This is a genomic window from Microbacterium sp. MYb62, from assembly GCF_002979475.1.
Classification (GTDB): Bacteria; Actinomycetota; Actinomycetes; order Actinomycetales; family Microbacteriaceae; genus Microbacterium.
In genome coordinates this window covers 42,095-66,968 of record NZ_PCOY01000008.1, presented here as the reverse complement: position 1 = coordinate 66,968, position 24,874 = coordinate 42,095, and the positions used below count along the sequence as shown (strand labels likewise).

Sequence of the window (24,874 nt, the reverse complement as noted above, 5' to 3'; positions counted from 1 at the left end):
CGGCCGCACGGAGCGGTCGAGTCAGTCCGCGCGCGGCCGTTCCGTCGCACCCGTGGTGTCCGCGGCACCGGCGGCATCCCGGGCGGCGGCGCCATCGTCGAGCGCCGCATCCACGACGGCATCCACCTCGGCCGGCGGGATGATGTCGATCGCTTCGGTGGCGGCCTCGTAGACCTCGGCGAGCGTGTCGTCGACGGTCGACTCATCGATCCAGGCGAGGTCGTCCTCGGAATGGTCGTACTCGACGGGCACCAGCGCGAAGTCGTCGCCGTACTCTTCGAGCCCCGACATGACGCTGTGCCGCACGGCCGCCTTGGCATAGCGCTCACGCAGGATCAGCGGATCACGCCGCAGGTCCTTCATGAAGGTGATCATCATGAACGCCATGATGATCGCGAACGGCAGCGCCGCGATGATCGTCACGTTCTGCAGCGACTTCAGGCCGCTCCCCTCCTCACCGGAGACGAGCAGGACCGCGGCGATGACGCCGACGAGCGAGCCCCAGACGATCGTCACCCAGCGGGTCGGCTCCGGCCGCCCCTGCTGCGACAGGGTGCCCATCACCAGTGACGACGAGTCCGCACCGGTGATGAAGAAGATCGAGATCAGCAGGATGAGCAGGATGCTGGTGATCAGCGGGAACGGCAGGTTCTCCAGCACGCCGAAGAGCACTTCCTCCGGCGGGTCGACCGTGAGCCCCGCTCCGTCCATCTGCTGCTGGATGGCGGTGGATCCGAAGATCGCGAACCACACGAGGGAGATGGCCGACGGCACGAGGATCACGACCGACACGAACTGGCGCAGCGTCCGTCCGCGCGAGATCTTGGCGATGAACATGCCAACGAACGGCGACCACGAGATCCACCATGCCCAGTAGAAGATCGTCCAGCCCGACAGGAATGCCTGAGCCTCGTCACCCTGAGATGCCGAGCGCGCGATCATCTGCGGCAGATCCCCGACGAACTGCACCGCGACGGAGGGGATCACGTTCAGGATCAGCATCGTCGGACCCACGAAGAACACGAAGAAGGCGAGGACGAGCGCCATGACCGCGTTGATGTTCGACAGCGCGCGGATGCCCTTGGAGACGCCGGAGACCGCCGACGCGATGAAGCACGCGGTGAGCAGGGCGATGACCGCGATCAGCACCCCGTTGCCGAGTTCGCCGATCCCGCTGACGAGCTCGACGCCGTGTCCGATCTGCAGCGCACCCAGACCGAGCGAGGCCGCGGTGCCGAAGAGCGTGACGATGATGGCGAAGATGTCGATCGTGCGGCCGATCGGCCCGGCAGTACGGCCCTCGCCCAGGAGCGGCGCGAAGATCGAGGAGATCAGCGGCGCACGTCCGCGGCGGAAGGCGCCGTAGGCGATCGCCCCGCCGACGAGCGCGTAGAACGACCACGCCTGCGGACCCCAGTGATAGAGCACCTGCGCCTGCGCCGTGTGCATCGCCTCGAGGGTGTTCGCCTCGACGGTTCCGGGCGGCGGGTTCTCGAAGAACGTCAGCGGTTCGGCGGCGCCCCAGAAGACGAGCCCGATGCCCATTCCGGCGGCGAACAGCATCGAGATCCAGGAGAACATCGAGAACTGCGGTTCTTCGTCGTCGCGACCGAGGGGGATGCGGCCGTAGCGGCTGAAGCCGACGAACAGCATGAACACCAGGACGATCGTGGCGACGGTGGTGAAGAAGAAGCCGAAGTAGTCGACGACCCAGGCGAGCACTGCCGAAGTGGTGCCCGCGAGGTTGTCGCCGGCGAACACACCCCAGGCGATGAAGGCGACGACGAGCGTGAGTGCGACACCGAACACGAGCGGGTCGGTGCGGTAGGTGCGGCCGGTCTCCTCGACCGAGACGCCGGGAACGAGTGCCGGATGGACGCTGCGCGGCGGGACCGCCACGATGTCGCGCACGATCTTTCGCGCGGTCTCGCCGGCCTTGGTCGGGACGCGGTTGGTACCCGTGCCGACGGCGTCCGTCCGGGGGCGCGGAGGGTTCTTTCCTGCGGAGCGTGCGTGGGGCTTCTCGTCAGGGGTCTCCATGGCATCCCATCCTGTCATGTGAGGTGTCTGCCCGCAGGGGTGCGAGAACCCCGACGATCCGTGCGATCCCCGGCGGATCGGGGCGCGACGCGCCGGACGGATGCCGGATGGTCCGGGTTTCCCGGGCGTGCCGCTTCGACCATGGCCGCTCGCGCGTCGGGTTCAGGCCGTCACTCGAGAACGGGCCGTCACGCGAGAACAGGCCGATTTCCGCGCCACGTGCCTGATCCGGCGTGATGGCCTGACCTCATGCGCCCACGCACGACGACGGGAAACGGCGGGAGCAGGCTCCCGAGCGGGTCCCACCCGGAAGGCGACTAGCGCGGGCGTCGACCGACGCCCGCGAACAGGGAGTGCAGCAGCGGGAGCACCGAGACGCAGAGCAGGGTGATGCCCAGCGGCGGCACGGCGGGAACCAGCAGCGCCCCGCCGATGAGCAGCGCGGCGAAGAGCACCCCCGAGGCGATGCGACGGGCGATGCCCTCGAGGCGGTCGAGCCGGCGTTCCAGCCGCGAGGTGTCGAACGAGACGTTGCCCTCGTCGATGCGGGTGATGATCCTGTCGATGCGACCGGGCAGACGCCAGGTCGTGCTCATGGTGCTCATCGCCTGGCTCGCGAACGCCTGCACGATGTTGCCGCTCTCGTCGCGCAGTAGACGCCCGGCGTAGGGCTCGGCCGCATCCCACACGTTGAAGGCGGGATCGAGTCCGCTGCACATGCCCGACGTCAGCGACACGGCGCGGATGAGCAGCAGCATGTTCTCGGGCAGCTGCAGGGGGAGCGAACGCACCATGTCGCCGAACTCCTCGGCGAAGTCGCGGAACTCCCGCGGATCGACCTTGCTCAGCTCGGCGAACCCCATACCGCCGAAGCGGGCGAACAGCGCGGTCAGCGCGCGTTCGAGCTCGTTGGTGTCGGCGGAGGGCAGCAGCACGCCGATCTCCTGTGCGGCGGCGACGAGGCCACGGCTGTCGCGACCGGCGACCGCGATCAGAAGGGTGCGCAGGCCGTCGCGGAGGCTCGCAGGGATCTCGGCCATCATCCCGAAGTCGATGAAGGTAAGGCGGAACGCCCGCCCCGACTCCCCCGGCGCCGAAGGGACCGGCGTCACGAAGATGTTGCCGGGGTGCGGGTCGGCGTGCACGAAGCTGTGCGTGAACACCTGGTCGAACATGACCTCGGCGAACACCGCGGCGACCTCCGACGGGTCGATGCCGGCGGCGCGCAGCGCGTCGGTGTCGTTGATCTTGATCGCCGTGACGTCGGACAGCGTGAGCACCCGACGTGTCGAGCGTTCCCACACGATCTCCGGGGTGTCGACGCGGGGATCGTCGGCGAAGTTCTCGCGGAAGCGCTCGGCGCTCGCGGCCTCGTGCAGGTAGTCGATCTCCTCGAGGCTGGTGGCGGCGAACTCCTCGACGAGCGCGGGGGCGTCGACCCGGTCGGCGACCAGGCGCACACGGGTGAGCCAGCGGCCGACGCGGCGGAGCGCGGCGAGGTCGACCGCCACGATCCCGTCGATGCCGGGGCGCTGCACCTTCACCACGACGTCTTCGAGTCCGGTGTCAGCGGCATCGAGGGCGGAGAGCCTGGCGCGGTGCACCTGTCCGAGGGATGCCGCCGCGACCGGGGTGTCGTCGAACCAGGCGTAGGCGCGGTCGAGCGGGATGCCCAACTCGGCCTCGGCGAGCGCGCGGATCGCCGGGGTCGGCACGGCGGGGACCTCGTCCTGCAGCCCTTCGAGTTCCTTCGTGATCTCCGGGGGCAGCACGTCGAGGCGCGAGGACATGAACTGTCCGACCTTGATCATGAGGCCGCCGAGCTCGACCGCGAGGGCGTGGAAGCGCCGCGCGAACTTCTGCATCCGCTGACCGCGCGTGCGCTCCGCGATCCCCCCCATGCCGAAGCGCGGGAGGACGAGTTCGAACCACCAGATCTTGAGGAATTCCCGACCCGCGAACGACAGGATGCGGCGGTACCTGGCGCGGTGGGCGCCCTGTGCCGCAGCATCCGTCATCGTGTGATCCCTTCGCGGGTCCTCACTCGATGCCGCACTGCGCGGTCAGTCCTGCGCGAGGATCGAGTACAGCCTACGGCGGGCCTCGTCGAGGACCTCGATCGTCTGCTGCACCTGCTCGGGCGAACCGCTGCGTCCCACCTGGGCCGCAGCGGCGGCGAGGTCGACACCGGCCTTGGGCAGGGCGTGGAAGCGGGCGCTGTCGCGGTTGCCGTCCTTGTTCGACGACGTCTCCCACGGGGCAGGGCTCTCGGAGCTCTCCTCGGCGATGGCGCGACCGGCCTCGGTGAGCGAGTAGGTCTTGCGACCGTTCTGCTCCTCGGCCTCGATGAGTCCTTCATCGGCGAGCAGCTGCAGCGTCGGGTACACGGAGCCGGCGCTCGGCTTCCAGGTGCCGCCGCTGCGCTCGGCGATCTCGTTGATGATCTGGTAGCCGTGCATCGGCTTCTCGGCGAGCAGCGAGAGCACGGCGGTGCGGACGTCGCCGCGGGCCATGCGCGAGCCGCCGGAGGGGCGGGATTCGAAAGACTTGCGGAGCTGGTCCATCGCCTCGAAGATCGCGGATGCCGGGCCGCCGGGGCCCGTGCCGAAGCCGGATCCGCCGAAGAGTCCGCCGGGTCCGCCGGTGCTCCCGGGGCCGCCGTCGCCGCCGAACGGGTTGGAGGGGAATGCGTTGTTCATGATGACCTCCTGCTGTGGTGAACGATACTCAACGATATATCGTTCAGGCTGAAGGTTGGGTGGGAGTTCGGGCGGGAGTTTCAGGAGACGTTGGAACCGTGGATGACGCCCCACGTCTTCCTGGTCGCATCCAGCAGAACGGGCAGCTCCGCGTGGGGCGCGGCACGTCCGGCGGCGACGCACCCGTGATAGCCGCAGGAATGCACCAGATACTCCTGCCCGCCCGCGGGCTCCGGAAGGCGCAGCTGCAGTTGGTATCGGACGCTCTCGTCCGTCGTCTCGAACGCCGCGACCACGGGGAGGTCGACGGGCACTCCCGTCTCCTTCAGCGTGATCGTCGCGTGCGCACTGACGCCCGCGTTGATCCAGAGCCCGATCCCCAGCAGCACGATGAGCAGGCAGGCGAACCCGAGCAGCACCAACGACCACCACCAGCCGAACAGGGCGGGAACGCTCACCGCGAAGCCGATCACCCCCGAGGCGACCAGGAGACCCGCCGTGATGCGCTGTCCTACTGCTCCCCGACGGCTCGTCAGGTCGATCTGGGTCCACTCGGGAGGCACGGCACCGGGCATGGCACCCACTGTAGGCCCGCGCCACCTTCAGGGGGTCAGCAGGGTGAGGATCTCGGCGCCGTCGGCGGTGATCGCGATCGTGTGCTCGCTGTGGGCGGTTCGACACCCGGTCGCGCTGCGCAGGGTCCAGCCGTCTGCGTCGGTGCGGAGTTCGTCGGTGTCGGCCATGACCCACGGCTCGAGCGCGAGCAGGAGTCCCGGACGGAGCTTGTATCCGCGCCCCGGACGCCCGTCGTTCGCGACGTGAGGATCCTGATGCATGGTGGAGCCGATGCCGTGGCCGCCGAACTCGAGGTTGATCGGATACCCCGCGGCGGAAAGGACCGAACCGATCGCGTGCGAGAGGTCGCCGATGCGCGCGCCCGGACGCGCGGCGGCGATACCTGCGGCGAGCGCCCGCTCGGTCGCTGCGATCATGGCGAGATCCTCCGGCGCCGGCGTTGCGCCGATCACGAAGCTGAGGGCCGCATCGGCGGAGACGCCGCGCAGGGTGACCGCGAGGTCGAGCGTGAGCAGGTCGCCGTCGGCGAGCCGGTAGTCGTGCGGCATCCCGTGCAGCACGGCGTCGTTCACCGCGGTGCAGACGTAGTGACCGAACGGGCCCCGCCCGAAGGAGGGCGCGTAGTCGACGTAGCAGGATTCCGCTCCGGCATCCTCGATCATCCGACGGGCCTGACGGTCGAGGTCGAGCAGATTCACTCCGACCACGGCGCGAGCCTTCAGCGCGTGCAGGATGTCGCCGACGAGCGCTCCGGCCGCTCGGGCGCGAGCGAGCTCGTCGGTATTCAGGATCTCGATCATGAGTTTCTTCCGTGATGGACCAATAACTATCCCGGTAATACTATCCCGGTATTAGAATGGGCACCATGATGGTCCGGATGCCGCTGACCCCGGCGGAAGTCGAACGCGGCGAGCGCCTCGGTGCCCTGCTGCGACAGGCACGCGGCGAGAGGTCGATGCTGAGCGTCGCACTCGACGCCGGCATCTCGCCGGAGACCCTGCGGAAGATCGAGTCCGGCCGCGTGGCCACCCCCGCGTTCTCGACGATCGCCGCGATCGCGGACGTGCTGGGCATCTCACTCGATGCGGTGTGGTCTGAGATCGGTTCACGCGCCGGCGAGGCCGGAACGCGACGCATCGCCTCCTGAGCGCCGCCGACGCTGCTTCGCCGCGGCCGCTGCACACACCCGGGCGGAGCGCAAGCCTGGTGACCCCGCACAGGAAGTCATGTTTAGCTCTGCGGATTGTCGACTTGGGGGAGTGAGACGTTTGTCGCAGAGCATTCAGCCGGAGAGCAGCAACACCTCGGGAACCATTCGCGTGAGCGTGGTCGTTCCGGTGTTCCAGCCAGGACCGTCGTTCGACGATCTCATCGCGTCGCTCGATCGACAGACCCTGGAGTCCACGGCATTCGAGGTCCTCCTGTGCGACGACGGGTCGGGCGAGCCGACCGGCGAGCGTCTTGCCGACGTCGCCCGCACCCGGCCGAATGTGCGGGTGCTCTCGCTGGCGCACTCCGGATGGCCGGGCATGCCCCGCAACCACGGGATCGATGCTGCGCGCGGGACGTACGTGCAGTTCGTCGACCAGGACGACTACCTGTTCGACGGCGCTCTCGAGAGCCTCTGCGACTACGCCGATCTGCATGACTCCGATGTCGTCGTCGGCAAGGAGGTGGGTATCGAGCGCGCCCTTCCGCGCCGGATCTTCCGGCAGGACATCCCTCGCGCCACTCTCGGGACCGATCCGCTTCTCGAGATGCTCACGCCGCACAAGATGTTCCGCACGTCGTTCCTGCGGGAGAACGGCATCCGCTTCCCCGAGGGGCGCGTGCGGCTGGAGGATCACCTCTTCGTCATGCAGGCGTATTTCGCCGCGTCGACGATCTCGATCCTGGCGAGTGAACCCTGCTACGCGTGGGTGAAACAGCCCGGGAGCGCGAGCTCCTCCCGCATCGATCCGGAAACCTACTTCCCGCATCTCGAGACGGTGCTCGACCTCGTCGAGGCGCACACGGAACCCGGTCGACTGCGCGATCGGCTCCTGCGGCACTGGTTCCGCGGCAAGATCCTGAAGCGCGTGGCAGGTCGGCGCCTGGTGAAGTACCCCGACGAGTACCGCGACCGCCTGCTCGACGTGGTGACACCGCTGGTGCAGAAGAGGTTCGGTCCCGGTGTCGATGCCGGCCTCGGCCTCCCGCATCGGGTCCGCGCCGCCTTGCTTCGCGCCGATCGTCGCGACGACCTCCTCCGCCTGGCGGAGTTCGAGACCGGTCTCACCTGTCGGGCCGTGGTGACCTCGGCCCGCTGGTCGCGCGGAGGCGGGCTGCACCTCACGCTCCGCATCACGATCACCCGTGACGGTGAGGACGCCTTGGTGTTCGAGTCGTCACCTTCGACCTCGACCGCCCCCTCGGCCTCGACCACCCCGTCAGGCTCGGGGGCGACCTCGACCGTCCCGTCAGGCTCGGGGGCGAAGAAGTCGACCCGACTTACCTCGCTGCCCCTGTCGTCGACCGAGGGCCTGCCCGCCGACCTCCTGATCGCCGACCGCGAGCTGCGCAACGACCGTGTTGATCTCGCCCTCCGCGAGGCGGCAACCGGCGAGGAGCGCTCCCTCGCCGGTCGGCGTCCCGGTCGCCTCGACGCGGTCGGTATCGCGATCGACCCCCTGAAGGTGTTCGGCCCGGACGACGAGTCGCACGGCGGCCCTCTCACCGTGAAGGTCCGGCGGGCCGGCTGGACCTTCGAGGTCCCCCTCGAAGCCAGCTCGGCCGTTCTCGACCGCGTCGGCCGGTCGCCGATCCTGGCGGGCCGCCCGTGCACCCTATCCGCGACTCGAGGCGGAGCGGTGGAGCTGCACCGCGAGTGGCCGGGTGGCGCAGCCCAGGACTTCGCCGGCCGCACGGCTCGACGGCTCCGCAGCTTCGCGCGCCGACACTGATCTCCCCGGAGCCGAGACACCGCCGATCCGAGACACCGCCGACCCGGGACACCCCGATCCGAGACACCCCGATCCGAGACACCCCGACGACGCGCCGCCGCGGCACGCACGCCGTGTCACGGCTTGCCCCATCGAACGAATAACGATAGATTTCCATTGTTCTTCGATGAAGGGTTGCATCATGGGAAAGGTGACGATCGTCGTCCTGCGCATCGTGATCGCGGTGGCGCTGCTCGGCTCGCTGGCGGTGCAGGCACTCATCGTGCCGCTGCTCTGGCTGGACCTCGCCGAGGAGGAGCTGTGGGGCCGGATCACCCTCGTGTCTCTCGTCGTGCTCGGCGTCGGCACGCTCCAGGTCTTCGGGGTGTGCGTGTGGATGCTTCTGACGAAGGTGCGGCGCGGATCGATCTTCTCCGAGTCCTCCTTCCGATATGTCGACGTGATCATCGGCGCGATCATCGTCGCCGCGATTCTCACGTGGATACTGGCGGCACTCCTCGCACCCGGGTCGATGGCCCCCGGTGTCGTGGCGCTGACCGGCGGGGCCGGGGTCGTGCTGGCCGGGATGGCGCTGCTCGTCGTCGTGATGAAGGCGCTGCTGCGCCAGGCGATCGATCGCGACGCCGAGGCGCGGTCCCTGCGCTCCGAGCTCGACAACGAGGTGATCTGATGCCCGTCGTGGTCGACATCGACGTGATGATGGCGCGACGGAAGATGAGCGTCGGAGAGCTCGCCGATCGGATAGGCATCACGCCGACGAACCTCGCGGTGCTGAAGAACGGTCGAGCCAAGGCCGTCCGGTTCACGACGCTCGATGCGCTCTGCGCAGCGCTCGAGTGCCAGCCGGGCGACCTGCTGCGGTGGGAGCCTGGGACCTCCGTCGAGGGCACGAGCTGACGGCCCCTTCCTGATCACCGCAGCGCCGCCGCGGCGATTGTGCGCATCGCCGGGGTGATCTCGCCGAACGCCCCCGGCGACGAGAGTGCGCACAGACCCTCGACCACATGCCGCACCGCGTACGGGGCGTCCGACCCGCGCGCCCCGTGCGACCGCGGCGACCACTCCGTGAACTCCGGCACGCCAACGGTGCCGACGGTGGCCGCCCCCTCGCCGAGGGCGACCAGTGCGGGGAGGTCGGCGAAGGTCGCGGCCGTTCCATCGGCGAGGGCGAGCAGGGCGAGGGTGACTTCGCGCGGCTGGGCAGCGTGGAAGAACCCCGCTCGACCGATGTCGCGCACCACCGCGATGAGACGCGGGAGCGCCCGCGTCTCTCCGTCGGCCAACGACTGCCCGAGGTTCGTGACGACGACGCGGCCCCGCAGTCGACGTATCGCCCTCGTCCGGCGTGCGAGAAGGAGGAGCGCGTCGACGGGGTCGGCGAGTCCCGGCGGCGTCGCCTCCGGCCAGCCGAGGGCACCGGCGACTTCCGCCACGAAGACGCGGGGCATCCAGCCGTCGGCCGGATCCTGCTCGACGCCGTCGGTGCCGATCCGCGCGATCAGCGCCTGCAATCCCGCGGTCGCCGATTCCGCAACAGTGTCCTCCAGGCGAGGCTCGCGGAGGACTCCGGATTCCTCGAGATGCGCGACGAGGGACAGCCGACGCGCCGGGGGAAGCTCCTCGCACAGGCGCGCGAGCGGCGGAACGGCGAGGAGGGCGTACGCGCGGTCCATGGCGGACGGGTCGAAGTGCGGCTGCACCAGGCCGAAGCGCTGCGCGAGTTCGAACGTCACATGGTCCGCACGGAAGGGAGGCCTGCGCACCTGCCACCCTTCGGCCTCCACCGGCGCACCGATCCGATCACCGATCCGATCACCGATCCGATCACCGATTCGATCGCCGATTCGATCGCCGGACGGATCGTCGGCATCCACTCCTCCACGGGGAACCACGGTGACCCGCGGGTCGCCCATCCTGGCCTCGAACGGCCCGCGGACCACCACGTCGACGGCGTCCGAGACCCCCGGTATCGCCACCCGCTGCGCCCTCGGCCTCCAGGGTGCGAGATCGATGAGACGCGCCGGTTCCTCCCCGGCATCGAGCTCCGGACCCTCGGGTTCGATGCCGAGGCTCAGGCGATAGGCCTCGACGATCCAGTAAGACGGCGCATCCCGCGGAACCCCGATGATCCGCGTCAGCTCCGGGCGACCCTCCACCGACATCTCGACGTGCAGGGCCGAGGCGAGGTGGACGTGCTCTGAGAGGTTCATGCCGGCAAGGCTAGATCGCCACCGGATCCCTCCTGAACCACTGATCCACGGGCCGTCGAGAACTCGTCGAGGTGACCGTTCGTGCAGGAGCAGTCGCGCGCAGAAGGAGCGCACGGACCTTCCGTGCGCGGAGCCCCGCAGCGCGGAGAGGGCCCACTCCCCGCACCACGGGTTCCTCGTGTTCTCCGATCAGCGCAGCACGAACTCGACCGTCGTGACGTTGCCGGCGACGTCGTGGACGAGGAGCGTGTTCTCGCCCTGCACTCCCCCGAACACCCCCGGCTTCACGAAGTTGAGGTCGGACCAGGCGTTGTCCGTCAGATCCTTCACGACGCCGTTGAGCTCGACCCGGTCGATCTTGCCCGCATCGTGGAGCTTGTAGCTGACCCTGTCGTAGCCCGCCGCATCGCCGACCGTGAACGAATCGCCGGTCTTGACAGTCACGGTGGGAGCCGTGGCGTCGACCGTCACATCGAACGTCGAGGTCTTCGAGATGTTTCCGGCAGCATCCTGCGCGTTGTACTTGACCGTGTACGCGCCATCGGGGAGCGTCACCGTCGCCACGTGCGAGCCGCTCGCGCCGGTGGCAGGGGACTGCGTGCTCTTGACGAGCTTCCCGCCCTGGTAGATGTTCGCGACGATGCGCGCGAGGGCCACCTCGTCGGTCGCGTCGACCCGGATGTCGATGACCTTCGACGGGCCTGCCGTCGAAGGGCTGACGAGCGTGACCTGCGGACGGGTGGTGTCCGGCACCTGTCCGGCGACGAACGCGACCGAGGTCGGCTCGGAGCGGTTGCCGTACATGTCGACGGCGGTGACCTCGGCGATGTAGCTCGTGCCCTTCGTGAGGGTGATCAGCGGGGCATCGGCCTGGCGTCCGTTGCGGATCGCGAGCGGGATCTCGAGGATGCTCGGTCGAGGCGCGATCTGGAAGTCGGCGAGCACCTTCGCGCCTGCCCGGATCGGCAGTGCCTCGACGCCGGTGACCGCATCGCGGACCCGCACGTCGTAGCCGTAGACGGATTCGTCATCGGTGGCAGCGGGGACGCGGAGGACGTCGGCGCCGGCAGCCGTCACGACGTGCTCCGGCGCCCCCTGCTGCACCGGGGCGACGGTGTCGCGCGCAGCCGAGGTGTAGTCGAAGTTCGCGCGCACCTCTTCGGGCGTGCTGCCGTCGAGGCGGACCGTCCAGGTGGGGCCGGCAAGCGTGCCCGCACTCGTGAACGGGTAGTCGGCCTGATACGCGCCCCACGTGCCGTTCGTGTAGGTGCGGTCCTGCTCGGCGGCGAAGTTGATCCGGTCAATCTCGGTGCGATCGGCGTAGACCTCGACGTACAGAGCCTGTGCAGTGGGGATCGTGAACTCGTCCCAGAGCGCGTTGCCGTAGATCTGGTACGCGTCGTGCGGGGTCTCGGTGTACGACATCGACCCGTCGTTGACGGCTGTGAACGCGCCCTGCCAGATGGAGCGCTCGTCGTTCAGGTGCAGGTGCGAATGGCCCGAGAAGTAGACCGCCTGCGGGAAGGCGGAGAGGTCGCTCGTGAGCGTCGCGTTCGACGCCTGGGCGCCGTCGTAGACCGTGTTCGCGGTGGGACGGTGGCCGACGACGAAGATCGGCCGGTGGAGGGCATCCGGCTCGGCGGACAGCGCGGCCAGGCGCCCCTGCAGCCAGGTGCGCTGCGCTCCCGAGTACCGTTCCGTGTCGATCACGAGGAACGTCTGGTCGTCGATCTTCTTCTCGTAGTAGCCACCGGACGCGTTGGGGAACCAGTCGCCGTAATACTTCGCCATGTCGGCATTGCCCACGTCGTGGTTGCCGTGCGACATCAGGATCGGGGTGTCGTCGAGGCCGAGGCGATCGAGGTTCTCGTCGAAGATCGTCTTCACGACCTGGTGGTCGGACGCGGTGTCGTTGTTGTTGTCGTTGATCTGGTCGCCGTTGGAGATGATCAGGTCGGGGTCGGGGTTGATCGACGCGAGGGTGTCGAAGTGGCTGCTCCAGATGCCGCGGTTCTTCTCGGTGAGGGCGGACGTGTGCACGTCGCTCATCACGAAGAACGACAGCAGCGGCTCCTCGTCGGTCTTGATGATGTAGCCCTCGATCTCGGCGGGAGAGGTGGCGCCGTCCTTGATCGAGACGGCGGCGAGGTTCGTCGTCTCGTCGATGACGAGCGGCCGGGTGTAGACCGGGCTCTTCGCGGTCGGCGTGGATCCGTCGAGCGTGTACCTGATCTGGGCGCCCTGAGCTGCGGTGAGCGCGACGGTGGTCGACTGGGTGTATCGGCCGCCTTCCTGGCTGAACGTCGGCGCCGCCGGCGCATCGGCGGCGTTCGCCGCGGTGACGGGGAACGCGACGGCGGCGGCGACGGCCGCGAGCGCGCACACCCCTGCGATCTGTCTCTTCACTTGATCCTCTTCCACGTGTCTATCTACGACGCACCGAACCGGTGCTGAAAGCGACGCTAGGGAGCCGTTCGAGACAGGGAACGGCGAAAACAGGAACGTTAGGTAAACAACTTCACGGTCGGAGCGCCAGATGCTCGGGAAAGAAGTAAATACAAGATCACGGTCGCGTCAGGCGGCGATGTCGAAGCGTGCGCGTCCGCCGAGCCTGGGCGTGCGCGCGGGGTCGACGTAGTCGGGTGGGATGAACCACACCCGTCTGAGCGCACCACCCCCGTCGATGTGGATCTCCCACCCGTTGTCGTGGATGCGGTGATGACACGTCTCACACAGCAGCACCCCGTTGGAGAGATCTGTTGGTCCGTGATCGCGTTTCCACCACCGGATGTGATGCGCCTTCGTCATCTCCGGCGGCAACCCGCACATCGCACACCCACCATCCCGCTCCACCAACGCCAACCGCTGCGCCTTGGTGAACAACCGCTTCTCCCGCCCCCAATCGAGAATCTCACTCGCACCCCCGAGCACACACGGGACCACACCTCCCCCGGCCGCCATCCGCCGCGCCGCCCCGACACTGACCGGCTCATCGACCCCGTCGACCGTCGCCGACCCCGCCCCGGATTCCAGGTCGTCAAGACTCATGCGCACGATCATGGTCGCCCCGGCCAGCGGCACCCGCTGCGCACACCCGAGAACATGAGCACAGAACACCGCCAACGCGTCCGCCTGGATCATCGGCACCGTCCGCCGATCCGCATCCGCCGACTCCGGGTCGGGCGCATCCTGACGCGCCGCGAACGCCGCCGTCACGTATCCGCGGATCGCCGTCACGACCGGCGCCGCCGTCTCCGCATCCAGCACCGCATTCAGATGCACCATGCCATCACGCTCGAACATCGTCAGCGCACGCTTGCTCCGACGCTCCTCCTCCTTCGGCTCGACCCCATCCGGGTCCAGCCACGCCTCCGCACGCACCACCAGCTTGCGGACATCGTCGAGCGCCAAACCCTGCGCCTTATCGGCGAGCACCCGCTCCCCCTCGGCGATGCGCTCCAGTCCCGCAGCCACCCGACACCGATCCAACAACCCGACGATCATCGCCGCCGCCTGCGCACCGAGCCCACCGGAAGCCAGCGCCTCACGCACGAGCGGGTACTTCGCCGGCAATCGCGCCCCGATCAGGTCCGTGCGCGGCGCCGTCGCCTCGCCGACCTTCACGAGACGCTGCGCATCACCCGTCGATACACCCGTCGTCGCCGCGATCAACTTCGCCGGACTCCGAAACCCCTGCTGCTTCGCGAGACTCCCCGCCCCCAACTCCGCACGCGACTCCCGCGAGATCCCCGCCGCCACCTCCACATGCACCGCATCCAACCGGCGCTGCAACACGCCGATCGCATCGTTCACGGCGATCAACTGCGCCCGAGACAGATCACCGGACTCATCCGCGCTCGACCAAGCCAGGTCGAGGTGAGTCATCGCCTCGTGCAACCCGGTCAGTGTGGACATGCTTGATTTTATCGCGTTTCAGCGTCACATTCGAAGTTATACACAGGTGGATGCCGGAATTTCGGGGGATTCGGAGGGCTCACTTCCGTAGACCTTCTCCATAGCGAGCATTTATCTCGTATTTATCAACGAATCGCGACCGGGTGAGCGCGGCGATCGGGAGGTCTTCGTCGACGAGGACGCCGAGCGCGAGTGTCCCGCACGCCGTTCCGCATTGCTTCTGCACGCCTCGCCGCTCAGGCGCGGGTTCGAGGCCGCGCCCGGAAACCGGGGCCCGACGCCGAGCGATGCGCGACTCGGATCGGGCCTGAGCTGCTCCATCAGATCGTTGCGCTTCTTCTGCGATCCGAACATCCCGATCTCTCCCCTGCACAGGCGGCGGAATCGCGGCCGGGGCGCTTCACCTCACCGCGATCGCATGTCGCGGCCGTGCCGCCCGGCAGCATCGCCGACCCGGCGTGGATATGCCCTGCGCGTCAGCTCCGCGCGCGCCCCGCCAGCAGCTCCTCGAGTCGCGCAGCTTCACCCTCCGGCATCGCATACCCGTGCTCGGCCGCGGGATACACGCCGCCGCGCACCTCGTCCGCATACGCCTCGACGCCTGCGATCGCGGCACTGCGCAGATCGGCGTAGCGCTTGACGAACTTGGCCGCGCCACCGTCGTAGAGGCCGAGCAGGTCGTGGAACACGAGCACCTGCCCGTCGGCATCCGCACCCGCCCCGATGCCGATCACGGGGATGTCTAGCAGCGGAACCAGGGCAGCCGTGACCTCGGAGGGCACCGCTTCGACGACGAGCACCGAGCATCCGGCATCCTGCAGCGCGAGGGCGTCGTCGATCACGGCGAGAGCGGCTTCGGCGGTGCGTCCCTGTGCGCGGTAGCCGCCGAGTGCGGTGGCCGTCTGCGGGGTGAGTCCGACGTGCCCGACGACGGGGATGCCGGCCTGTACGAGGGCTCTGGCGCGGTCGACGGTCGTGCCGGCGCGTTCGATCTTCACGAGGTCGCAGCCCGCCTCTTTGATGAAGCGCTGGGCGGTGGCGATGGCGAGCTCGTCGGAGGCCTCGTACGACCCGAAGGGCAGGTCGCCCACGAGCAGCGGGACCGTCAGTCCCCGCCGCACGGCCTTCGTCAGCATCAGCATCTCGTCGATCGTGACCGGCACGGTGCTGTCGTAGCCGAGCACGGTCATCGCGGCCGAGTCACCCACGAGCACCATGTCGACGCCGGCGGCTTCGACGATCTGCGCGCTCGGGTGGTCGTAGGCGGTGACCATGACGATCGGCTCGCCGGCATCCTTCTTCGCGGCGAGGGAGGCGAGCGTGATGCGGGGGCGAGGGGCGGCGTGGGCGCTCATGCGCTGACCTCCGTGAGCAGGCGGTCGACGGCGTCGTCGACCTGGATGATGGCGTTGGCGCGGTCGACGTGCACGACGACGGGCTCGTAGGTCGCGAGGTCTTCGCGCGAGTAGTCGGCGTAGGAGATGACGATGATGGTGTCGCCCGCGTGCACGAGGCGGGCGGCAGCGCCGTTGACCTGGATCACGCCGGATCCGCGTTCCCCGGTGAGCGTGTAGGTCTCGAAGCGGGCGCCGTTGTCGACGTCGACGACGTGCACCTGCTCGTGCGGAAGGATGTCGGCGGCCTCGAGCAGGATGGGGTCGATCGTGATCGAGCCGACGTAGTGCAGGTCGCTGGCGGTGACGGTCGCACGGTGGATCTTCGACTTGAGCATGGTGCGTCGCATCAGGCGTCGCCCTTCGGATCGGTGGGGTTCGCGGCGGGCGCGGAGAGGAGGTGGTTGTCGATCAGCCGGGCGGCCCCGACATGGGCGGCGACGGCGAGGAGAGCATCCCGATCGAGGCGGGTGACGGTCTGCAGCGTCTCGGCGTCGCGGAGTTCCAGATACTCGGGAGTGATTCCCGCGTCGTCGAGCTCGCGGCGCGCGGCGGAGAGGATGCGGTCGACATCGCGCTCCCCGGACTCCGACACGGCGGCCGCGGCGTCGAGGGCGCGGTTCAGTGCGGTCGCCTGTGCGCGAGCATCCGGATCGAGGTAGACGTTCCGCGAGCTCATGGCGAGCCCGTCGGCCTCGCGCACGATCGGGCAGGTGACGATCCGCACGTCGAGGTCGAGGTCGCGCACGACCCGGCGGACGACGAGCACCTGTTGCGCGTCCTTCTGGCCGAAGTAGGCGGCGTCCGGTCGGACGATTCCGAACAGTTTGGTGACGACGGTCGCGACGCCGTCGAAGTGGTGCGCTCCGCGGCTCGCGCCGTCGAGCACATCGGTGAGTCCCGCGACGTGGATGTTGGTCGCGAACCCCTCGGGGTAGATCTCGGATGCCGCGGGGGCGACGAGGATGTCGACGCCTTCGGCCTCGGCGAGAGCGGCATCGCGGGCCTCGTCGCGGGGGTAGGCGCCGAGGTCTTCGTTCGCGCCGAACTGGGTCGGGTTGACGAAGAGCGAGACGACGACGAGGTCGGAGGCCGCGCGCGCGGCGCGCATGAGCGAGAGGTGTCCCTCGTGGAAGGCGCCCATCGTGGGGACGAGGCCGACGGTGCGGTTCGCGAGCCGAGCGTCGCGGACGGCCGCGCGCACCTCGGGGATCGTGCGGAGGATTCTCATGCCGGGGACTCCTCGGGCGTGTGAGGTGCGGGGGCGGGGCGGTCGGCGATGGCGCGGGTCGCCGCGGCGAGAGCGTCGAACAGGTTCTCGAGGTCGACGGCTCCGGCCGCGGCGCGCTGCCGGGCGACGGTCGCCTGATCGCCGCGGGCGATGGGTCCGGTGAGAACCGCGGCCGCTCCGCTTGCGGCCCAGTTCTCGACCGTCCGGCGCACGAGCGGGGCGAGGAGCTGACGGGCCTCGTCGCGCGGGATACTCGCGGAGGCGGCGAGCTGCTCGGCGGCATCGAGCACGGTGAGGAGGAAGTTCGAGGCGAACGAGGCGGCCGCGTGATAGCTCGCGCGGTGCGCGTCGTCGACCGGGAACGGATGGGCGCCGAGGGTGCGGGCGAGCTGCTCGGCGACCGTCAGGGCTTCGGCCGTGCGGCCGGCGATCGCCGCGCCGATGCCGTGGAACACGTCGGGCGTCTCCGCGCCGGTGAAGGTCTGCAGCGGATGGATACTGAAGTCGACGTCGGTGAGCGGGGTGGCGCCGGAGACATGGCCGATGAGCCGCGCGTGGGGCCGAGCCACGAAGGCGACGGCCGGAATCGCCGCGTCGGGCACGCAGAGCAGCGCGATGTCGACGTTCGGCATCGACTGATCGCGTCGGAGGGGGCCGAGCACGTCGAAGCCCGCGGCGCGCAGCGCCCGCGCGAGGACGCCGCCGAGACGACCGGCGCCGACGATGGCGAAGGTCGTTCCCGGCGCGAGCGAAGAGGTGGTCTGCATGTCGATTCCCCGGGCTGAGAGCGGAAGCTCGGATGCCAGAAGTATCCGCCTCGCGCGGCATCGGCTCCAAATCTGGGAGCGATATGCAATCCTGTTTGGGCTAATTAGTTCTCACTATGCACAGGATTGCGGGAAATGAGCTTGCTTATCGCTCTCGACGATCATGTTGAGGTGTGACCTCACCCGCAGCCGACGCTACGAGCAGAAGTCCGTCGCGAAGCGCTCGAACTCCTCGGGACTCACGACCGGGTCATCGGAGGAATCGTAGATGTCGGAGGCGTAGGTCCCGATGGCTGTGAGCACCTCGCCGGGTTCCACCGCCGCCAGTTCGCTCGCCCCGAACATGGCGGAGGCGGCGTTCTCGCCGTTGTCCCCGAAAGCCGTCACCCTCCACAGCACGTCCTTCCCGAGGGTCCGCTCCCGGAACGGCATGTCGACGTCGGCCGCACCGATGATCGGCGTCGAGAGGGCGAACTCCTTGTCCTCGACGTTCATCCACCCCTTGTCGTCGGACGCGCCCTCCCGGTTGGGCGGGAAGGAGTTGACGGCGTCGAGGGAGAGCAGATCGACGGACCCATGACAGAGGCGCACGAGCACCCTGAGCGAGCCGTCCTCCTCCCGGAGCAGGCCGAGGGTTCCCGTCTCCGCAGGAGTGCACGCGGTCAGCGCCAGCCTCGGAGCGAGGAGCAGTAACGCGGCGGCGTGCCGTCTTCTCATGAGGGCACGCTATCCGTGTGCACACCCCCGCTGCCGCGAACGTCGCGCAATCGTGATCGCGGGATGCGGGTCGCCTACAGCACCGAGTCGACCGGACCGGGGAGAGCGCGTCGAGGTCGTCGCAGCGTCAGCATCCGTCGTCGTTCGTTGGAAGGTGGCGATGCGTCGTCAGCCACGCGCGAGCATGCCCTCGACGTCGCGAGTCCAGGTGATGTTCGAACTGTCTCGGAAAGACATCCCGAGGATGCGACGTTTCCTCGATTTCGTCACAGGGCGGATCTCTTCTTCGAACGAGCGCAGCCGGGACGCGTACTCCCATCCATATGCCTCCGGGCTCTCCTCGAGATAGTAGGCACCGGGAGGGAGGATCGTGAGACGTACCGGAGGCCGCTCGGCCTCGTTGGCGCCGGTGACTCGGACGACCACGTCGTAGATCGCCTGCTCCGAGGAGTTCACCACCACCACGCCGTAGAAGTCCCGGTCGCCGATCCGCGTCGCCACCCACGCGAAGGCCTTGCTCGCCTGTGATTGCAGCTCGCGGGCCGCCGCGGCCTCGTCTCGCTTCGCTTCGATGCCGAACAGGCGACCGGCATGTTTCGCCCCGGCGATGGCGGCGATGAGTGCCCCGATGGCGGTGAGGGCGGTGACCACATCTGCGAGGGATCCAAGCTGCATGCGGTCACTGTATGAGCGGCAACCGACGCTCATACAGTCGACAGGCGGGATTCGCACGACGGAATACCGGTACGCCCCGGCGCCTCTCGGCTTCTTCCTGAACGCAGAGGGGTGACCCCCGGCTACCGTGCTGGTCATGACCTCATCAGAGCATTCGCGAACCCCCGCAGCGAAGGACGAATGGAGCTTCGGCCGATTCATCTGCACTCACGCCGCCGCAGTATCCGTCGTCTCGTTCATGATCGTGTCCGCGATCACCGTCCTCATGCCCCAGCCGAAGACGGCGACAGAGCTCGTCATCTGGCTCGGGCTCGGAGTCGGGCTTCTGTCGCTCGGCGCCAGCGCAGCCCGACTGGCAGGCCATCGTGCCGTGCGCTGGCCGGGCGAGGAATCCCCCCGATGGATGCCCGAGGGCGACGACGAGTGGGCACGCCAGGAGCGCGACCGGAGGAGGAGAGAAGAGCAAGCCGAGCTGGCGACGCGGGCAGGCTACGACTACCTCGGCAAGCTGCTCGCCCTTTACGCGGCCCTGTTCGCGCTCATCGCCACAGGGTTCCACCTGCTCGGCGTGAGTCTCGGTTGATGCGCCACCGCTGGCGCGATCGAGACATCACGGTCAGGACATGGGTGTGATCTCAACGCTGATGATGCCGAAGGGGAAGGGGCTGAAGATCGACCAGGATCCTGAGGAGAAGCCCTCGATCGGCGTCATCAGGAACCACACGTTCGACACGACGATCGCGACGACCACGAGCAGGCCCGCTCCCTGGATCGCGCGTTCGAGGATCCGCAGCGCCGCGCGTTCGTCGGATGCCTTCATCACGCGGCCGATCGCGAACAGGACGATCAGAGCGATGCCCACATAGACCAGCGGGCTCGGACCGAGCGACAGCTGCACGCACATGGGGGCCTCGTCGACCGGACGGCCGGATGCGTCGATGAACCCGCCGTTTCCGTCGACGCCGCCAGGACAATAGCCCCGGCTGCCGGACATGAAGGCCGGGAAGAGGACGGCGATGATCAACGTCCAGATCAGAGTTCGACGGATCCCCGCGACCACCACGACTCCGGGGAGTCCGACGAAAGCTGCATCCTTCGGCGGGGTCTGAGCGAGAGGCAAGGCGGTCTCCTTTGCGGGCGATGCTCTTCATCATGGCGGAGGAGGGGACGAGGTGGAAGGGCTGAGCAGCGTGCGCCCGCGCGACCCGCATCTCCGAGACACCGGGCTCTGAACGAATTCAATGCGTGGCGGTCAACAGGTGGGTTTGAGTAGCGATCCAGCTCGCAGGAGTGCACATCGGTCTTACGCGACGGAGATCCTCACTCCTTCAAGGTCAGCAATAGTCGCAGACCCCATTGGGCGGTAGCACCATCCCGCATCCCGGGGTCGGGCAGATTCGACGCTCTGCTTCTTCTCGCCTGCGCTGTCGCGAGTTCCGTCCGCCGTCGCGGAGCTTGTTGTAAGGGAAAGCGATGCCGTCCTGCGTGCCATCGTCGTTCTTGAACCACACGTATCCCTTGTTGATCCAAGCAGTCGGTCGAGATCCTCCACGGGGAATCATCGCAATGTACTGACGACTAGGCGGGAGGTAGAACGTCACGAAATTGCGGCTCGCGACGAAATCTCGCGCGGCGTTGATGTTCTCGACCGCGAGACGAAAAGCGTTTAGCGCAGCCTCAAAGGAGTCGAACGTCAGCCGCCCCTCCTTCGAGTCCAACCCCTCGATTGCGTACCCCAAGTCACTCAGCCAACGAGCAGCCCCCTGTTTGCCGCCCGAGAAGTCATCAGGCGTGAGTCGCGTACCGAACTGGCGCTCATATGCCGCCGCGAAAACAGCCTTCGAGTCGTAATTTCCCGTCTCGGTTACGAGGAAGTACTCCTTTGCTTCGCCAAATCCGTACCGCTCAAGAAAAGCGAAGCGGCCGATACGGTCGAACTCGTCAAGCGCATCCTCGACGGCGTTACGGTCGGTGAGAGTGGAGATCGCTGACATGCTCAGATGCTAGCGGAGCTGACCCCGGCCCCAGTGAGCGGCCAGTGCGGATTGCCGTTGCACCATGACCTATCCCACCTCCGCCGCGGAGGTTGCATTGACATCGATGGATGCAGTCTTCGACAGCACGATCCTGCTCTTCCCGCACGGCATCGGCAAGGAGGTGAGGCAGAAGATCACTGCGGTGGAGCGAGCGATCGCCTACATCCGCACCAAAGACGTAGAGCCGGTGAGCGCAGACGCAGTTGCGCAGATCGCTGGGATGTCGGCATGAGCCGGAGATGACGTCGCTCTCCTAGACTCGCAACAGCTACGTCGAAGGAGAACGATGGACAAGGAAGTCAAGCGCGCTGCACGCGCACGCGCCGCTCTAGAGCTTCTTAAGGAGCGTGTTCCGGAGGGGGAGTATCTCCCGGTATCCGCCATCTGGGCAGCGTGCCTTGACCGCGTCCCGCTCACCCCGTACGAGTTGGAGCTCAAATCGCACAACCGGCCGCGAGGTGAGATCGACTGGCGATGGTCGAGCGCTGACCTCGTTGCGGCCGGGTGGCTTCGCAAGAACCCGTCAGGGATCGGCGAATGGGCAATCACTCCTGAGGGCGCCGCAGCTCTCAGCGCTCACCCCGGCGACTCCTTCCTTCTCGAAGCACAGCGCCGGTATGCGCTCGGCCGCGCGGCGCTGCGCGATGAGATCGAGCAAGCTCTGCCCGAACGCTGGGTCAGCACTGACAGTGCACAGCGCAAGCTCCTCGCGGCCGCCGACGTGATCGTCCAGGAGGGGCTTCGCAAAGGTATGTCTGCGTTCGCCCCTGGGCGCGAGGTCTGGAGCAGCGACAACATCCGCGAAGTGCACGCGCTCTGGGATGCCGCGGAGGCTACCGAAGGGAAGGGCTTTACGGGGAACCTTGCGCTCCAGTTCGCCGATGCCACCGACGACCAGCGTCTCCTCATGGCCGAAATCATCGCACTCCAGGTGCTGCCGGTCGGCTGGATCATCGGCCACGCCAAGAAGCGAGAGCGCGTCGAATCGATGCTGAAGACGATGCGGCATCCGGTCGAGATTCCGCAGGTCTTCGATGAGGCATTCGGCGGCGGTGCGTTCAACCCCGGCCAAGGGATGCAGTCCCATATCAACAAGGCGATCACCATCATTCTCGACGTTCTCGTGGCTTGGACGGAGCTTGATGATGACGAGCAGCTCGAGGCGCTCGAGGATCCACGAAAGTGGCGCGATCTCGTCCTGGGATCGGATGCGGGATTCCCAACGCAGAGGTATGCCCTGCTCTACTTGGTGCACCCTGGGTTCTTCGGACCGATTGTGTCGACCGATCATCGCCGTCTCATCCGCGAGGCCTTCATCGGTGAGATCGGCGGGGAGTTCTCCGATGACGCCGACTCAGATTTGCAGCGCATTCAGATCGCGCTTCAGCTCAAGGCGGGCAAGCCCGTGAATGTGTACGACGAGCCACTTCGCGGCCGGTGGCATCCTGATGCGCAGCAGGATGACCATGAGCTTCCGCACGACGACGGTGAAACCGACGATGTCGTGAGCGCGGACCCCCGCGGGTTCCTCCCCTCCGAGGTCGACCTCACAGAGCTCGCCGGCGCGACCCACCTGCACGAGGCATGGCTCGGAAAGGTCACGAGCGCGCTGCACCGTCGCGGTCAGGTGATCCTCTACGGCCCTCCCGGAACGGGCAAGACCTACGTCGCCCGCGCGTTGGCCGACCGGCTCGGCAAACCCGGAAGCGTAGTGAAGCGCATCCAGTTCCATCCGTCGTACACCTATGAGGACTTCTTCGCCGGATACCGCCCAGTGACGGATGCCGCGGGGCAGCTGTCCTTCTCTCTCACGCGCGGCCCGCTTCGAGAGATCGCGGATGAAGCGCGCAAGAATCCGGATGTCCCGCACGTGCTGATGATCGACGAGATCAACCGCGCGAACCTCAGCAAGGTGTTCGGCGAGCTGTACTACCTGCTCGAGTATCGGGACGATGCGATCGACGTACTTTACGCCGGGTCGGGCGACGATGGCGGGAAGTCGTTCAGCCTCCCCGCGAACGTGCTGATTATCGGAACCATGAACACCGCCGACAGGTCGATCGCGCTGCTCGACTCGGCGATGCGCCGCCGGTTCGCATTCTTCGAGTTGCATCCGGATGTCGCTCCGGTGAAGGGCATCCTCGGCCGGTGGTCGGAGCAGCATCCGCAGACACTGCCGGTCGCCGCGCTGTTCGAGCTGTTGAACGAGAGCATCCGCGATCGCGAGGATCGCATCGGCCCGAGCCACTTGCTCCGGACGGACGACTTGGGCGAAGACGACCTGCGTGCCGTGTGGGAGGAGAGCATCATGCCTCTGCTCGAAGAACGGCACATCGGCACGGGCGTCGACGTGCATGTGAGGTACGGGCTGGATGCTCTGCTCACAATCGTCACCACGGACACGGACCCAACGCCCGAGACATGAGCTCGGTCATGGTCGAGCCTCGCGTCGAGGACATCGCCGAGAAGGGCGAGTCTTTCGTCGCGCTCACCGGGTCGCAGGCTGCGTGTCTGCAAGGGCTGAGGTTCTGTCGGGTCTCGCCGACGTCGGATTCGGGCATCTGGCGGGTCACGGACGTGACGCGCGTCGGTGTGGTCGCGATCGATGATGTGCGTCTGATCGTGCGACCAAAGACGCCGTTGCGAAGTCTCATCTTCATGGCCTCCTACTCCGGCTTGCAGGCCGAGGTGGATGATGCGTCGTTCGCATTCGAAGCCGATCAGGATCTCCCTGCCGCGCTGGCCTCAGCGCTGATACGGGCAGTCGGGGACGCGACGGGCCGAGGGATGCTCAAGGGGTATGTCTCCGTCGAGGAGACGGGCACCGTGATTCGCGGTCGCTGGGACATCGCTCGCCAGCTCAAGGTGCGGCCCGGTATCCCCGTGCCGGTGGAGCTCACCTACGACGACTACACCGAGGATGTTGCGGAGAACAGGATCCTCAAGGCCGCGCTGCGCGCGCTGGTACGACTGGAGCAGCTTCCGCGGCGGGTGGTCGACAAGTTCGGTCCGCTCCTGGGGTTGTTCTCCGAGGTATCGGATCTGCGTGTGACGGGCCCGGTCATGCTGCCCGCGGAGTCGCGGTTGAACGCGCACTACCAGCCCGCCCTCCGCCTCGCCCGATGGGTTCTCGAGGCGACATCGTGGGCACACGCCGAGGGTGCGAGCTCGGGGTCCGCATTCTTGCTCAACGTGGCGAAGGTGTACGAAGACTTCGTTGGGCGAGTTCTTCAGGCGACGCTGCATCCGGAGGGATTCGATGTCGATCTGCAGGTGTCGGACTGGCGGTTGGACACCGACGGGAAGATCCGGATGCGTCCGGACATCGTGATCTCGCGGCAAGGGCGAGTGGTCGCGGTTGCGGATACGAAGTACAAGGTGTGGGGCGAGAGCGACGGGTCGCCGCCGAACGCAGATGTATATCAGGCGCTCGCGTACGTCGTGACGGCGGGGGTGCGTGAGGTACATCTGCTGTATGTGTCGGGGGATGTTGAGCCGCGGCGGTATGAGATTGCGGCGACGGGGACCACGGTTGTGGCGCATGCGGTGGATGTGAGTGGGGAGCCGGACGAGCTGGTGACGCGACTGAAGAGGCTTAGCGCGACGCTGGTCCCCGCTATGGCGCTCCCGCCCAGTGTCGGCATCGACCGATAGCTTGGGAGTGAGCGCGAC

General features: G+C 67.6%; 24 protein-coding genes. 8 read left to right on the top strand and 16 right to left on the bottom strand.

The annotated features are described in order from the left end of the window. Window positions 1-21: 21 nt before the first annotated feature. The 5 genes from CQ042_RS10280 to map all read right to left on the bottom strand — a co-directional run bounded on the left by CQ042_RS10280 (window position 22) and on the right by map (window position 6,115). The gene (locus CQ042_RS10280; protein WP_105670387.1) at window positions 22-2,040 is read right to left on the bottom strand and encodes a BCCT family transporter; all 2,019 of its coding nucleotides are present in this window, start codon (window positions 2,038-2,040) and stop codon (window positions 22-24) included. A gap of 317 nt (window positions 2,041-2,357) precedes the next feature. Beyond that, a complete protein-coding gene (locus tag CQ042_RS10275) occupies window positions 2,358-4,058 on the bottom strand; it encodes an AarF/ABC1/UbiB kinase family protein (RefSeq protein WP_105670386.1) in 1,701 nt (566 codons plus the stop codon). Between the two features lie 45 nt (window positions 4,059-4,103). Next, a complete protein-coding gene (locus CQ042_RS10270; protein WP_105670385.1) occupies window positions 4,104-4,739 on the bottom strand; it encodes a PadR family transcriptional regulator in 636 nt (211 codons plus the stop codon). Window positions 4,740-4,819: 80 nt separating this feature from the next. Next, window positions 4,820-5,314: a hypothetical protein gene (locus tag CQ042_RS10265; RefSeq protein WP_105670384.1), complete on the bottom strand. Its 495-nt coding sequence runs from the start codon at window positions 5,312-5,314 to the stop codon at window positions 4,820-4,822. A 27-nt stretch (window positions 5,315-5,341) separates the two neighbouring features. Further along, complete coding sequence (map, locus tag CQ042_RS10260; protein ID WP_105670383.1) at window positions 5,342-6,115, bottom strand: type I methionyl aminopeptidase; 774 nt, start codon at window positions 6,113-6,115, stop codon at window positions 5,342-5,344. 68 nt (window positions 6,116-6,183) lie between these two features. Between map and CQ042_RS10255 the strand changes: the two genes are divergently transcribed. From CQ042_RS10255 to CQ042_RS10240, 4 genes are all read left to right on the top strand, one after another. Beyond that, the gene (locus CQ042_RS10255; RefSeq protein ID WP_105670477.1) at window positions 6,184-6,462 is read left to right on the top strand and encodes a helix-turn-helix domain-containing protein; all 279 of its coding nucleotides are present in this window, start codon (window positions 6,184-6,186) and stop codon (window positions 6,460-6,462) included. A 172-nt stretch (window positions 6,463-6,634) separates the two neighbouring features. Then, on the top strand, window positions 6,635-8,257 hold the full coding sequence (locus CQ042_RS10250; RefSeq protein ID WP_181157528.1) for a glycosyltransferase: 1,623 nt from the start codon (window positions 6,635-6,637) through the stop codon (window positions 8,255-8,257). Between the two features lie 181 nt (window positions 8,258-8,438). Further along, window positions 8,439-8,927 (top strand): DUF2975 domain-containing protein, encoded by a 489-nt coding sequence (locus CQ042_RS10245; RefSeq protein WP_105670381.1) that lies wholly within the window; start codon window positions 8,439-8,441, stop codon window positions 8,925-8,927. Continuing rightward, window positions 8,927-9,154, top strand: coding sequence for a helix-turn-helix transcriptional regulator (locus CQ042_RS10240; RefSeq protein WP_105670380.1), 228 nt, complete (start codon window positions 8,927-8,929; stop codon window positions 9,152-9,154). Before CQ042_RS10245 ends, CQ042_RS10240 begins: the two co-directional genes overlap by 1 nt. Window positions 9,155-9,168: 14 nt before the next feature. On the opposite strand, the gene CQ042_RS10235 is transcribed toward CQ042_RS10240, so the two are convergent. The 9 genes from CQ042_RS10235 to CQ042_RS10190 form a co-directional block, all read right to left on the bottom strand. After that, window positions 9,169-10,467, bottom strand: coding sequence for a hypothetical protein (locus CQ042_RS10235; protein WP_105670379.1), 1,299 nt, complete (start codon window positions 10,465-10,467; stop codon window positions 9,169-9,171). A gap of 189 nt (window positions 10,468-10,656) precedes the next feature. Then, complete coding sequence (locus tag CQ042_RS10230) at window positions 10,657-12,873, bottom strand: chitobiase/beta-hexosaminidase C-terminal domain-containing protein (protein ID WP_146115378.1); 2,217 nt, start codon at window positions 12,871-12,873, stop codon at window positions 10,657-10,659. Between the two features lie 168 nt (window positions 12,874-13,041). Next, entirely contained in the window at window positions 13,042-14,382 is a 1,341-nt protein-coding gene (locus tag CQ042_RS10225) for an HNH endonuclease signature motif containing protein (protein WP_258132214.1), read from the bottom strand. A gap of 476 nt (window positions 14,383-14,858) precedes the next feature. Beyond that, window positions 14,859-15,737: a 3-methyl-2-oxobutanoate hydroxymethyltransferase gene (panB, locus tag CQ042_RS10215; RefSeq protein ID WP_105670377.1), complete on the bottom strand. Its 879-nt coding sequence runs from the start codon at window positions 15,735-15,737 to the stop codon at window positions 14,859-14,861. Further along, window positions 15,734-16,126, bottom strand: a complete 393-nt coding sequence (gene panD / locus CQ042_RS10210; protein WP_105670376.1) for an aspartate 1-decarboxylase — start codon at window positions 16,124-16,126, stop codon at window positions 15,734-15,736. Before panD ends, panB begins: the two co-directional genes overlap by 4 nt. Continuing rightward, complete coding sequence (gene panC / locus CQ042_RS10205; RefSeq protein WP_105670375.1) at window positions 16,126-17,007, bottom strand: pantoate--beta-alanine ligase; 882 nt, start codon at window positions 17,005-17,007, stop codon at window positions 16,126-16,128. Before panC ends, panD begins: the two co-directional genes overlap by 1 nt. After that, on the bottom strand, window positions 17,004-17,774 hold the full coding sequence (locus CQ042_RS10200; protein ID WP_105670374.1) for a DUF2520 domain-containing protein: 771 nt from the start codon (window positions 17,772-17,774) through the stop codon (window positions 17,004-17,006). Before CQ042_RS10200 ends, panC begins: the two co-directional genes overlap by 4 nt. A 195-nt stretch (window positions 17,775-17,969) precedes the next feature. Further along, on the bottom strand, window positions 17,970-18,491 hold the full coding sequence (locus CQ042_RS10195) for a hypothetical protein (RefSeq protein WP_105670373.1): 522 nt from the start codon (window positions 18,489-18,491) through the stop codon (window positions 17,970-17,972). A 168-nt stretch (window positions 18,492-18,659) separates the two neighbouring features. Continuing rightward, window positions 18,660-19,166 (bottom strand): hypothetical protein, encoded by a 507-nt coding sequence (locus CQ042_RS10190; RefSeq protein WP_146115377.1) that lies wholly within the window; start codon window positions 19,164-19,166, stop codon window positions 18,660-18,662. 136 nt (window positions 19,167-19,302) lie between these two features. Between CQ042_RS10190 and CQ042_RS10185 the strand changes: the two genes are divergently transcribed. Continuing rightward, a complete protein-coding gene (locus tag CQ042_RS10185; RefSeq protein ID WP_146115376.1) occupies window positions 19,303-19,749 on the top strand; it encodes a hypothetical protein in 447 nt (148 codons plus the stop codon). A 33-nt stretch (window positions 19,750-19,782) separates the two neighbouring features. On the opposite strand, the gene CQ042_RS10180 is transcribed toward CQ042_RS10185, so the two are convergent. Both CQ042_RS10180 and CQ042_RS10175 read right to left on the bottom strand, forming a co-directional pair. Further along, window positions 19,783-20,286: a hypothetical protein gene (locus CQ042_RS10180; RefSeq protein ID WP_105670370.1), complete on the bottom strand. Its 504-nt coding sequence runs from the start codon at window positions 20,284-20,286 to the stop codon at window positions 19,783-19,785. Between the two features lie 214 nt (window positions 20,287-20,500). Next, window positions 20,501-21,160 carry a hypothetical protein gene (locus CQ042_RS10175; RefSeq protein WP_105670369.1) on the bottom strand — a complete coding sequence of 220 codons (660 nt, stop codon included), beginning with the start codon at window positions 21,158-21,160 and terminating at the stop codon, window positions 20,501-20,503. A gap of 64 nt (window positions 21,161-21,224) precedes the next feature. Between CQ042_RS10175 and CQ042_RS10170 the strand changes: the two genes are divergently transcribed. Genes CQ042_RS10170 through CQ042_RS10160 form a run of 3 tightly spaced genes read left to right on the top strand, consistent with a single transcriptional unit; the run spans window position 21,225 to window position 24,856 of the window. Then, window positions 21,225-21,434, top strand: coding sequence for a hypothetical protein (locus tag CQ042_RS10170; RefSeq protein ID WP_105670368.1), 210 nt, complete (start codon window positions 21,225-21,227; stop codon window positions 21,432-21,434). Window positions 21,435-21,488: 54 nt separating this feature from the next. Then, entirely contained in the window at window positions 21,489-23,627 is a 2,139-nt protein-coding gene (locus CQ042_RS10165; RefSeq protein WP_105670367.1) for an AAA family ATPase, read from the top strand. Between the two features lie 8 nt (window positions 23,628-23,635). Continuing rightward, entirely contained in the window at window positions 23,636-24,856 is a 1,221-nt protein-coding gene (locus CQ042_RS10160; protein ID WP_181157527.1) for an McrC family protein, read from the top strand. The last annotated feature ends 18 nt before the right edge of the window (window positions 24,857-24,874 follow it).